The organism is uncultured Bacteroides sp., from assembly GCF_905207245.1.
In the GTDB taxonomy this organism is placed as follows: Bacteria; Bacteroidota; Bacteroidia; order Bacteroidales; family Bacteroidaceae; genus Bacteroides.
Genome location: NZ_CAJLKP010000067.1, coordinates 20,776 through 32,884 on the forward strand (window position 1 = coordinate 20,776; position 12,109 = coordinate 32,884).

The 12,109-nt window shown below is 36.3% G+C and carries 11 protein-coding genes and 1 pseudogene; 3 read left to right on the top strand and 9 right to left on the bottom strand.

What is annotated here, in order from left to right; genetic code table 11:
- Positions 1-175: 175 nt before the first annotated feature.
- The 6 genes and pseudogenes from QZ135_RS18050 to QZ135_RS18070 form a co-directional block, all read right to left on the bottom strand.
- Positions 176-742: a hypothetical protein gene (locus tag QZ135_RS18050; protein ID WP_294612439.1), complete on the bottom strand. Its 567-nt coding sequence runs from the start codon at positions 740-742 to the stop codon at positions 176-178.
- Positions 732-1,274 carry a hypothetical protein gene (locus QZ135_RS18055; protein ID WP_294612441.1) on the bottom strand — a complete coding sequence of 181 codons (543 nt, stop codon included), beginning with the start codon at positions 1,272-1,274 and terminating at the stop codon, positions 732-734. Before QZ135_RS18055 ends, QZ135_RS18050 begins: the two co-directional genes overlap by 11 nt.
- Positions 1,275-2,404: 1,130 nt before the next feature.
- Positions 2,405-3,694: a DUF4143 domain-containing protein gene (locus QZ135_RS18060; RefSeq protein WP_005782671.1), complete on the bottom strand. Its 1,290-nt coding sequence runs from the start codon at positions 3,692-3,694 to the stop codon at positions 2,405-2,407.
- Positions 3,695-3,878: 184 nt separating this feature from the next.
- A complete protein-coding gene (locus QZ135_RS18065; RefSeq protein ID WP_196070825.1) occupies positions 3,879-4,127 on the bottom strand; it encodes an IS3 family transposase in 249 nt (82 codons plus the stop codon).
- 3 nt (positions 4,128-4,130) lie between these two features.
- Positions 4,131-4,445: pseudogene (locus QZ135_RS24960) on the bottom strand (type IV toxin-antitoxin system AbiEi family antitoxin); the annotation flags it as partial.
- A 14-nt stretch (positions 4,446-4,459) separates the two neighbouring features.
- On the bottom strand, positions 4,460-5,023 hold the full coding sequence (locus QZ135_RS18070; RefSeq protein WP_294612450.1) for a hypothetical protein: 564 nt from the start codon (positions 5,021-5,023) through the stop codon (positions 4,460-4,462).
- 521 nt (positions 5,024-5,544) lie between these two features.
- Here QZ135_RS18070 and QZ135_RS18075 point away from each other — a divergent pair.
- The 3 genes from QZ135_RS18075 (at position 5,545) to QZ135_RS18085 (ending at position 8,082) form a co-directional block, all read left to right on the top strand.
- Positions 5,545-6,078: a type VI secretion system protein TssR domain-containing protein gene (locus QZ135_RS18075; RefSeq protein ID WP_196070815.1), complete on the top strand. Its 534-nt coding sequence runs from the start codon at positions 5,545-5,547 to the stop codon at positions 6,076-6,078.
- 344 nt (positions 6,079-6,422) lie between these two features.
- Positions 6,423-6,800, top strand: coding sequence for a helix-turn-helix transcriptional regulator (locus QZ135_RS18080; protein WP_005782680.1), 378 nt, complete (start codon positions 6,423-6,425; stop codon positions 6,798-6,800).
- Positions 6,801-6,807: 7 nt separating this feature from the next.
- Complete coding sequence (locus QZ135_RS18085) at positions 6,808-8,082, top strand: type II toxin-antitoxin system HipA family toxin (RefSeq protein WP_294612455.1); 1,275 nt, start codon at positions 6,808-6,810, stop codon at positions 8,080-8,082.
- 364 nt (positions 8,083-8,446) lie between these two features.
- Here the strand turns inward: QZ135_RS18085 and QZ135_RS18090 are convergent, their stop codons facing one another.
- From QZ135_RS18090 to QZ135_RS18100, 3 genes are all read right to left on the bottom strand, one after another.
- Positions 8,447-9,214, bottom strand: a complete 768-nt coding sequence (locus tag QZ135_RS18090; protein WP_294612458.1) for a metallophosphoesterase — start codon at positions 9,212-9,214, stop codon at positions 8,447-8,449.
- Positions 9,215-9,219: 5 nt separating this feature from the next.
- On the bottom strand, positions 9,220-9,801 hold the full coding sequence (locus QZ135_RS18095) for a metallophosphoesterase (RefSeq protein WP_294612461.1): 582 nt from the start codon (positions 9,799-9,801) through the stop codon (positions 9,220-9,222).
- Between the two features lie 816 nt (positions 9,802-10,617).
- The gene (locus QZ135_RS18100; protein ID WP_294612464.1) at positions 10,618-11,847 is read right to left on the bottom strand and encodes an AAA family ATPase; all 1,230 of its coding nucleotides are present in this window, start codon (positions 11,845-11,847) and stop codon (positions 10,618-10,620) included.
- Between the last annotated feature and the right edge of the window lie 262 nt (positions 11,848-12,109).

Here is a 12,109-nt window from a genome sequence, read left to right on the forward strand (position 1 = left end):
GCTTTGGTGACTATATATTATCTTACAGCAAATCCCCCTATAAACGATTATAAGATTTATAGGGGGATTATAGTTTAATATATTCTATTGCTTAACAAGGATTCACACTGTAAGGCAATATATAGTTACCAAAAAGTAAGTGCATTTTTACTTTTGGGTACTTCCTAATAGACTATCAATCAATATTATGTTTTAATCTAATATTTAAAATTTCCCTCATTTTTTTTATTTGTTCTTGTGTAGCTTTATCTAATTTTTTTCTTGGAATTTTCAATTTACGCATCTTACCCTTGATGATTTTAACTAACGTTTTTTCCCACTTGGAATCAATACCCGTATCGGGGACTTCAATTATTATATGATTATTTATTTGAGAAACTTTCTCGCCTTGTTGTCCATAAGATATTCTTAGACCTCTTGATTGAAAAATAGCATCAATAATGGAATAATGATTTTTCAATGAAAATGCAATATTGAAATTATAGTCTATTGGTTTACAGAATTTTATATTTAATATCCATTTATCGGCACCAAATAAGGATGATAGTGTTCCTCCCCATTGAACTACAACATCTCCAAAAGATATATTAGAATGTAATTTTATGATTTCTTTAATATAATCATCTTCTTCTGAACTTATTACTATAGAAGGAATTAATCGTCCATCTGCATAATCTCGATTAGCAAATAGTCCTTCTTCGTTTATATTATATATTGGTGCTGATATTTTTTTAATCATCATAATGAATATCTTTAATTAATAAACTCTCTGCTTTCGATGCATTACTCTCCCCATCTTGAATAATTATTCTATACTTTTCAATACGTTTATTTTTTAAAATTTCAGGTATTTGGAAAATAATCCAACCAAATCTTATGTCTTTAGGGTCTAATTGGATGCTGTTATCGAATTTATCTATTTGAGAATGATATTTTTTATGAAATAAGCTTTTATTATGTGATAATTTTATGGTTCTTGTAATACCATTTTCTAAATAATCTATTTCCAATTTCGGCATAACAGTATTCCTACAAGAAGATTTGTTTATTACCACAATACAAAATAAAACATTTATATTTTTTGAGGAACTATATGACATTCTGTAACAATCCTCCAAGGATATAGATAGATTAGACTTTTTAGAAATAAATTCTTCTTTGTCTATTCGATGCTTTTGGATTGAAATTATTACTTGTTTTATTGTAAATAGCAAGCCAATAGCTCCTATAAATATAGTTATTATTACATCGTTTTCTTTGAACCAATCTAACATAATTTTAATAGTATGGATTATTATAGTGCAAAGATAATGCTTCTAAAAAAATAATCATATTTTTATAAAAGGAAAAGTACTAATCTTTAATAGAAAAGCACCTTAATATTTTTATCATTTACTGAAACTTTTAGCCCCATAAATAGATAAATGAGAAGAGTTGTATAAATTTAAACAAGTGTCGCATAAGGATGTAGTGTTTATCTTCACTCTATTTCTCATTTTATGAAATTTTGTCAGTTTTATGTTATTATTCTTATAATTATTGCTTTGGCTCAAAAATTGTTATTGTCTTTAATAGTGCTATCGGCATTCCGTTTTGCTTAAAATCTGATTCTTGGATATGACGGCAGTTTATACCTATCTTTCTGAAATCAAGATGGCGGAGCTTCATCCTCCGTATAAAAGGAGAATTAACTTATAAAATCAAAATGAGTTGTTATGGGAATTAAACCAGGACCAAAAAGAATTGCTATTTCCACAGGAAAACCAGATCGTCGTCAAAGAGACAATAAGCAGACTCCAGGAAATACACCGTCTTTGAAACCCCATATTCATAAGAAGGGTGACTAAACTCCAAATAAAAAACGGATGCCCTTGTTTGGCATCCGTAGGAGTAAAACGTAAATGTTCACACTCTAACCTTGCCGCAATAAGGTTATGAGTTTTATCAAAGCCACTGTCATTTTGGCACTATGACGGTGGCTTTTTTCTTTTGAGGCTGCAAATATAATATATTTATGGTGACTATATATTATCTTACAGCAAATCCCCCTATAAACGATTATAAGATTTATAGGGGGATTATAGTTTAATATATTCTATTGCTTAATAAGGATTCACACTGTAAGGCAATATATAGTTACCAAAGCTTTTTTGAAAAGTTTTTCTTTTCCTCATTCTTTGAACGGTTCTTATACAAATCAAGTAACCCTTCGATTTTCAGAATCTTTTTTAATTCAGCGATTGATTATGCGCTGCTGGATATGTGGCACAATTTGTCGGTCGGAATGATTGAACGAAATCCAGGGACTATTGCACGGCAGGCACATGACCACTGGCGAAGGGCGGCACGGGCGACTTCATATTAGGGTGGAATATTGAGACGGAGAAGACCTCCGTCTTTTTTATTAATCTCTTAAACATCCTAACGGAATAACCTTTACGCCATCCTCTCTTGTATAAGCAAGTTCACCACCTGTTAATACGATTAAAAGGTCAGGTAGCTTTAGGCGCATCTGCTTTTCCTGTTCGTTTTTTTCTTTAACAAGATTCTTCAACTCAATCAGATGTTTTGCCCCTTCTTCTATTTCTTTGCTACCGAGTTTAACTTCGATAAGCGCATATCTTCCGTCATCTAAATGAAGAACTGCATCTGCCTCTAATCCGTATCTATCGTGATAGTATGATAGAGTACCACCTAAAGCCTGGGAATAGATTCTCAGGTCACGGATGCACATACATTCATAAATGAAGCCAAAAGTTTTTAGGTCAAGTTCGAGATTTTGCGGAGATACACCCATAGCTGCCACTGCTATTGAAGGATCGACAAAACAGCGTTTTTTTCCGGTTCGGATAGCTGTCGCTGAACGAATGGCGGGACACCATGCCTCTACATCTTCAATGACGAATAACTTTTCTAATGCAGTTACATAGTCATCAAATGTTTTTATTGAGGTTCCTTCCATTTCAACTGAAACATCTGCCAGCATGCTTGTCTTCTTGGCTAAAGTACACAGATTTCTTGCATAAGAACGCATGATAATCTTTGCCAAAGCAGGATTACGCTGAACTTTATCCACCTTTGAAATATCTTCGGTGCATATAATATCTACATAGTCTTTAGCAATCAACAATTTGGCAGTAGTGCTCATGCTGTCTAAAGAAGCTGGCCATCCACCTCTACAGGCTATAAAAATCAGTTCTTCTATGGATAAGCTTGACGCAATACCATCAATGTCCAGATCCTTATTATCAAAAAGCTCCCTTAACGAGATTTTACCATTAGATTCTTTTGACTCATAAAGGCTCATAGGATACATGGACATTTTAGAAATTCTCCCCGTACCTGTATGCATAATATCGTCATCGTCTATTACTGTTGATCCGGTTAAGATGAACTGGCCTTTTAAGCGCCTCTCATCAACAGCATGACGAACAGCATCCCATAACACAGGAGCCACTTGCCACTCATCAATCAATCTTGGAGTTTCGCCCTTGAGTAAAAGAGAGGGTTTGGTGCGTGCTGCTGCTAAATAACCTTCTCTAGTATCGGGATTCTGCATTTTTATCACACTTTTTGCTTGTAGTTCAGCAGTGGTTGTTTTGCCACACCACTTAGGCCCCTTTATCTGGACAGCACCAAAAGCTTCAAGACGTAATTTAAGCTGATCGTCAGCAATTCGTTTCAAATATTCCATAAAAGACTTTTTTGTTTTCAGCAAAATTAGTCTAATTTTTCATATCTACAAAGCTATTTCGTGTTTTTGTGGCGATTTACTTCCTGTTTTTGAGTTAATACACTTCCGTTTTTTGTTGTATTCCATTTCTTGTTTTTGTGGTGATTTGATTCTTGTTTTGCAACAGATCTATAAAGTAGACACATTATTCAATCTTTTGATTATCAGCGGAATTTTTCCTATTCTGTACAAATTTCGGTAATTCGGGTAGTTTCCTCTTAGAAAAAGTGTCTTTTCTGTCTAATTCACCTTTGTAATACCTCTTCCGATAGCCTACCGGAGTGTCATACCCAATAGCAAAACACGGGCGCTGCTTATTGTAGCATTCCATGTAGTTCTCTAAAACAGTTCTTACCTCATCGCGCGAACGACAATTGTCTATTCTGTAGTCTATCTATCATTTGATATATGACAATTCATTTTCTAAAATTAATTTTGCGGTTTCTATATTTCGTCCAAAGCCACTCTGCATCAAGTCGGCATAAATCAACAAAGGGAAAACTGTTTGTTTTATATTATTGCCACTTTCGTCAGCCCAGAATTGCTGCAGCATCTCTACATTTCCTGCTTCATCAGGAATTAGCCCTAATACAGTACTTAAATTTTGCCAACTTTCGGAAGTATAAATGGTAAAAGTCTCTGGGTTTATATGATTTGTTAATAGGGAAGCACCTGGTTCTTCTCCCCACCACCCTTTTCCTTTCAGCGGAAGAGATTTCCAATTAGCTAACGTTTCTTTTTTGAGAAACGCATCTGCTTTTTCAGTAAACGCGGACGAAGGACATCATGATAAGCGATTATCCAACGCTCAAGCAAATCAGGCTTATTTTTCAACACCCGTTTTGTTTTTATTCTTAATATGAAATGTTCATCTTCCAACTCTGTCATGATGTTGCTTACCGAACCAATAGAAATATTGGCCAATTCCGCCAGTTCCCGATATGAAAACTGAAGGCTGTCAGGATCTGATAATAGTTGGAACAACAACTTAATTCCAGATTCTTGAAAAGCCTTAGCCTGATTTGTTTTTTGTTTCCGTTGTACTTTTTGTCCGGAAACATAAACAAGAAAATCCTTCGTTTGTATGTAACAGTTTCCGGAGGTATCCAGATAGTTAATCCGAAGTGATTTTAAGGTTTGGACAGTATCTGCGGAAATATATTTGGCAATAAATAGGAATGAGCAGTATTCGCCTTTAAACGGCACAACAAGGTCAATCAATAACCCTTCGTTTTCCTTACGGATTTCATTTCTTGCTATTACAGAAAACGTTTGTCCGTTGATGGTCATGATAGCATCATGCGCTTTTTTTGCTTTCCACAGTTACAGCCAATCCGGTAATCTGCTCAAGAATGGATGCTGCATCATAGTTATAATTAGTATTTTTATACATAATCAAAAACTTTTCTGTTCAAAATTTATCACTGTTCAGTGCCAATGAACATGGAAATATACTGAACATATTTGAATTAAGCTAACAATTTTTTCTTGTTTTTGCCCGTAAAAACAAGAATTTCATTAGCTAAACAAGGTAGTAGTTGTAAATCGTCAGTTGGCAACTGATGATTTACAGTTAAAAGGGTTGTTTGAATTTCGTCCGCTAACAACGGACGAATTGGGAAAAAATCTGTGAGGTCAATTTCGGCAGCTATCGGCTGCCTATTTAAAATAATCCCCTATGTGTCTGTTACTTGAAAAGAATCAGCTAATTCGTTTGCTGTCAGCCTAAAGTAGCACGTACTCTCCTGTTCGCTAAATTACTCTGTATATTCTAATTATCATTTCCCTTCTTGGAGTGCACTGAAAAAGCTTTGGATCTACTGGACGACTGGCAACAGTCTGTCAACCTGATTGTATCAGTCGGTGAAACAGGCTTAGTTGGAGATGGAGCAATCAATCCCATCGTTGCCGCTCTGAAAAAGAAAAACTGCCGTCTTCTGCGATGGCAACTGTACGCCGCCGATTCGGACAACTTCAACAACTTTGTACTCCAACTCGGTAATATAATCAACGCTTACGCTGATTCACAGGTAGTGGATAAACGGAAGATAATCCTTTATGCCAACCAGTTTTGCGGCATCAACTTGTTACGTGATGCAGGCAATAACTTCTTCATACTCGATTATCCCTACACCAGCCTGACACAGGGCGGGTTTCTGTTTCCAGAAAAAGAAGAAACTTTGCCTCTGGGGCTGTCGATTCTATTCTATCACAAATCCGGGCAGACAAGCGCCTGCTTTCTGAAAGTATCAACCGAGCGTTTGCCACCATCGGCAATGTTAGAGACATGTTCGATACTCTTTTTGTCAATACTTTCAGCCTATCACAGGAAACTAAGCCCGTAAAGACTTTAAAAAGATATCCCCCGGCAATTCTCCCGCTTGGTACAGGCGATCGGACAGGATTACCATATCATAGTTTACATAAATGCCTTTTAATGGGGGCAATTCAATTTCCACTCTGTTATGTAACTCATTAATAACATCCAAACCATTATTCTCCAACCATGTTGATATATGTGGAAAAGTCAGTATTTTAGCAAAACTACCTGATGATAATTCCTTCTGTGGTTAGCGCCAATATCATAAAGGATGATAAGAAAAACAATATTTTAATTAGATAAATAATGTATCATAACAAATGATATATCATATATTATTTATATATTTGCAGTATAATATCATTAGTTATGAAATCAAAAGGAGCTGTATATACTCAAAAGCAGAAAAAGATACTTGAGCAGTTGGGCGAAAATATTCGTCTAGCCCGCCTACGTAGAAAACTATCTTCAAAATCCGTAGCAGAACGTGCAGGTATCGCAGTCTCCACAATGAGCAATGTGGAAAAGGGAGAGCCGGGGGTAGGTATAGGCACATATTTACAAGTGTTATCCGTACTTCAACTGGCGGAAGACATTCTGTTGATCGCAGATAAAGATCCTTTGGGAAGAAGGCTTCAGGACAATATGCTGCTTGCACCCAAAAGAGCCCCTAAAAAGAAGAAAGTGAAATCACCGATAGAGCATGTGATCGATGATGGCACGTCTCCTAAACCGAAAATTAATTAGAACGATTATGGCAAATTCAAATGCAGAAACAGAAGTCTTCGTATATGCAGACTGGGAAATGTATGATTCCCCTCGCCTGATCGGCATCCTCTACTATAGTTCTGTAAGAGGAAAAGATACTTATTCTTTCGAGTACGATGCCACGTGGTTAAAAGAGGGAATTGAGATTGACCCCGAGTTACCTTTATTCTCCGGAAGGCTTTATTCCGCTTCTTCAAATAACTTTGGTGTTTTTCAAGATTCTGCACCTGACAAGTGGGGAATGAAACTTATCAAACGACGTGAAGCTTTACTGGCTAAAGCTGAAAAAAGACCCTTGAAAAGAATCGTAGCTATTGATTTCCTTTTGGGAATATATGACCGGCATCGGATGGGTGGTCTACGGTATAAAATCGATAAAGATGGGGAGTTTGTATGCGAAGACAAATCTCTCGCTGCTCCACCGTGGACATCTTTACGCGAACTGGAACATGCAGTCGAGCAGTATGAAAAGAATGCAGATAAACTGGACGAAGAAACACTTAAATGGATCAATCAATTGTTTGCCCCCGGTTCTTCACTCGGTGGTGCCAGACCTAAAGCCGACGTAACCGACGAAAACCAATATCCGTGGATTGCCAAGTTTCCCAGTAAAAATGATACAACCGATATTGGACTATGGGAAATGATAGTGCATGACTTAGCGATCAAAGCCGGTATCACTGTTCCACAGGCACAAGTCAAACAGTTCAAAAGTAAATATCACACGTATCTATCCAAACGTTTTGACAGGACGGAAACAGGGAAGAGAATCCACTATTCTTCGGCTATGACTTTACTAAACCGGTCTGACGGAGACGATGCCTCCGAAGGTAGCAGTTATCTGGATATTGTTGAATTAATAAAGAGCATCAGCTTTAGGCCGATAGAAGATCTCGAAGAGCTTTTCCGCAGGGTAATGTTCTCCGTTTGCGTTTCTAATACTGACGACCATTTACGTAATCACGGTTTTCTCTATACAGAAAACGGGTGGATGCTCTCTCCTGCCTTTGATATCAACCCCAATGAAGATGGAATTGGATTAAAATTGAATATCAATGAAGACGATAATTCATTAGACATGGACCTCGTAATGCTAACGGCCGACTATTACCTCATTTCAGAGAAACGTGCCGAGGAAATAAAGAATGAAGTACTCAATGCGGTGAAACTATGGAGAAGTGTCGCTAAAAAACATCACGCTTCTGAGTCTGAAATAGCTTTGAAAAGCTTGGCTTTTAATATTATAAATAATCATATATAACTAATGATATATCATCATAATAAAGTTCATATATAATGTTATATAATTAGTTATATTTTCACATTCACCTTCTGCAATCAATACTTAGCAATCTCACTATTCTTCCGGAGGAGGGCGAGGTAATTCTACCCTCCCTTGTATCCATCATTATCCATTTCCTTCAGTTTGGTAAGCTGACTCTAGAGTTCTATTAACATCTTCAACAGCTCATCATTGACTAAGATTTCTATGTTACGCCCGTTTCCCAGACGTTCAGACATTACAATATAAGCCGTACTCCTTTGCCAAATTGACAAGAAATTGCTTTGTAAAAATTACTTTCTTTGGTTGTCCTATTTTTTAATGTTCCATATTTCCATTCTTTTTAAATCGATAAAAACTTTTCCGGATCAAAACCATTAATTATATGTTCATTCTCAAATACATACCCCATTTGATTACATATTACCTTTGTCCTACAGATCTCAGTATCAATATTTGTATGCGAGTGTCCATAAATCCACGCATCTATCTGATTATCTGCTATCAACCCTTCATATTCGGTTGCAAATGCACTATTCAGGACAGAACCTTTATGCTCTGGGGCAACAACCTGAAAAGTAGGCAGATGATGAGTCACAACCACAATATGTTTTGCAGTGCTTTCAGCAAGGTTCTTTTTGATATAACCTAAACAGAAGTCATGCATCTGATTATACTCCTCTGTTTGGAGTAACTTCCTCTTATACATAGTTTGGCGGAAATCATTAAGCCCTTTCCAAACGAAATATTCATCAGCCATAGTAATATGCGACCAAAAGGTACTCATTATGAAATCCGTATCATCTATCCTAAGCACTTGATTTTGGTAATAGCCTACATTTTGTTTGAACATCCATTTCCATTGCAATCCCCGTTCCATCACATCACAATAATTATAATACTCGTGGTTCCCGGGAACAATGAGAACCTGTCGGTAATTCTCAGATGCCCATTTCCAGAAATTACCCAATGGGGCTATCTTGTCCTTTAAATAGAAAATGTCACCAGCCAGTACGAGTATATCACCCATTACCGGAAATTCGTGATGTTTAATGTATCTGCTGTTTTCCCAGAACTCCAGATGCAGGTCGCTCATATATTGTATTTTCATTTCCACTACTTTTTATTTGTTAATTCTATCTGTCTGTTTATAATTCCTTTTACCTGCTCGTAAGAAACTGGTGTGAAGTCATTGTTATCCACACCCACGTCATACTGAGTCGGAAAGAGCATATTCAGCCGGGATGCATCCTTTCCTGTATTATTTTTACTCGTATGCACATGCCCAAACAGTTGCCAGGTACCATCATAAGAACCTCCATAGCAGAGAAGCGGACAATGATTCAGGTAAATTGTCTGTTTATTAACCTCTATGTACATTTGCATTGCAACTAATTCGAACCGATTAATATACCCTTGCCTGATATTTTTCATATCGTGGTTTCCGAGAATAAAGTAAATTTTGCCGTTCAGCCTATCAAGAATACTAGTCCATTCACGAGATCCCCCTAGGCAAAAGTCACCCAAGTGAAATACAATATCATCCTGAGAGACAACACGGTTCCAATTTGTAATCAGCATCTCATTCATGTCTTCTACATTCTTGAATGGCCTGTTGCAAAAACCAATGATATTCGTGTGATAAAAGTGTGTATCTGATGTAAAATACACCTTATTTCCGTCAAATTTATAATCCATTTTGTTCTTTTTTGTGCACATTACTGTGCGGTTAATAAATTGGTTGTTCTTGTGCTCATTGGACGGAATAACGGGAAAAGATTTGCACGAAGCAAATGATCACCAATGGGCATAAAACAAAATAGTTGGAAAGTTTGGTAAGAACCCTCCAACTATTCTATTGTTTATTCTATAATTAAGATACAAGCGGCTATTGTATCCTTTTTAGTATATGCGTTCGTTGGAAAGTATTTACGATATTGTCAGGTGTTTCAATGCTCCAATTATGAACATATAACAATACTTCAAAGCATTTATTGCCTCGAATTGCCGTTTGGGATAATATGTTCACTCTGTTTCGCTGCATTCTATTATTTACAAAAGTGGTGCAAAAGTACAAAATTCTTCCGCAATACTCCAAATTTTTTCCAGTGAATCTTGTAAATATCCCTAGTAGGAATCACTTGAAGTTTTAGAGAAGGCTTCTGCTTGAAAATTTCTCAAATACATCATAACAATAGTATAAAATACTGTCCAAATGTATTCAATGATTGTTCATTTGAAGTAATCCCTAGCTCTATGTACAAATATTGTATTGTACACCAAGCTTGATAAAGGCCATGAGTATCTAATCTATGTTCCTTTAGGTTCTGGATAGGAGGCGGTTTATTTATCTCCTTTTTGAACTCAAAGACAGTAACATACCATTTTTATAAGTTTACAGTCCTTAAAGACTACCCAATTTTCCCTTAGGCCTTCCACTATATAGGCTTTCTACGCACAAACAGAAGATCCGTCATTTAAAACATGATGTTATATGTTGTCTGGAAAAGTCAATCATAGTATCCGTTGGATTTCTAATAAATTGGCAAAAATATCATTAGTTTTCTCTAGCAAACTATTCAAGAAATTATCATCAGGCGATACCCCCTCGCAAGTCTCCAATAGTGATATACTACCTCTTTCCTCGTCAAATTCATAAATGCCAATATCATCCGGCAAGATAGATGAATCAGTCAGATATATTTCGTTTATCCTTTTCAACATATCACTGTTCGAACCGGCTTTCTCTTTTAGCATACCGGCTTTAACAGCTATTATCAGACCATTTATAAGACAGGAACTATGCGTTGTTATGACAAGTTTATTAGCTTCCAGCGAATTATTGAAAGCCAGTAGACTTTGCATTATCTCCCACTGTGAAGTTGGGAATAGGTTCTGTTCCGGTTCTTCCACAATATTAATAAAAGCCGCTTTATTAAATTTTGAAGAAAGCACCGAAAGTGCAATTCTCCGCTGAGAATCCGTCAAATCTTCGTTTGCCCAAATACTGGCAACCTCCTTTTTAAAACGCTTTGCCTCATCAGCACTCATCTTTCTGAACTTACCTGCTTGATCCCTTACTGAATCAGACAAATATTGGGAAACAAGGAGTAAAGGTACAATCGACTGAAAACCACTGGACGACTCCATTAACCGAATCCTGTAATCCTCACCTTTGACAAATACAATATCGTTCTGCTTGTTGTACTCCAGCAAAGCATGATTTATCGGTAGGTTAAACACCCCTTTTATCGAATCCTTCGCATGTTCATATTCCTCCAAAAAGGTAAGCAGCACATCCGGAAGATCCTTTATCAAATTTGGCTTGACCATACTGATAAAACTTCTCTCCGCAGGTACATACATGATTTGTGGCAATTGATAAACATCCATACTACCAGAAACTCTCTCAATCAAAAAATCTCCACCTGCAGTATATGTAAAGCGAAAAGATTCACCCTCATAAAATAGTTCGGTTTTATCCTTGATAAAATAATTTGTAATCCTGTGATAGGCACAATATTTTGTTCTAAATTTAGCTGTAGTAAATTCTTCTTCTTTAAAGTCACCGCGTGTCAACACTTTCTCTATCCACAAAAAGACAGAAATTAGTTTAGCAACGGTACTCTTGCCACTTCCTTGGTTACCCACCAATATGGTTACCTTCTTTATATCAATCCAACCATTCTTAGAAAGTAAAGCCTCTTTTATCGGACCGAAATTTTTTATTTTGATTCTACTCATATATTCAACGATTATATAACACAAATTTACATAAAAACATCACTATATAAGCATACCTAATAAAAAACTTTTCATTATTCTGGGGTTGACTAAAAAGCTCCCCCTCGAAAAAAAGTTCTCTCTATCCACTGATATGAGAGAACTTTTATGTATATTTAGGCTACCAAACGCATAAAATATACTTAGTCAAAGATATGCAAAAAGTTCAATTTAAACAATATAATGAGGGTGAAATTTTATTATTCCCCGACCGTTTAGACTT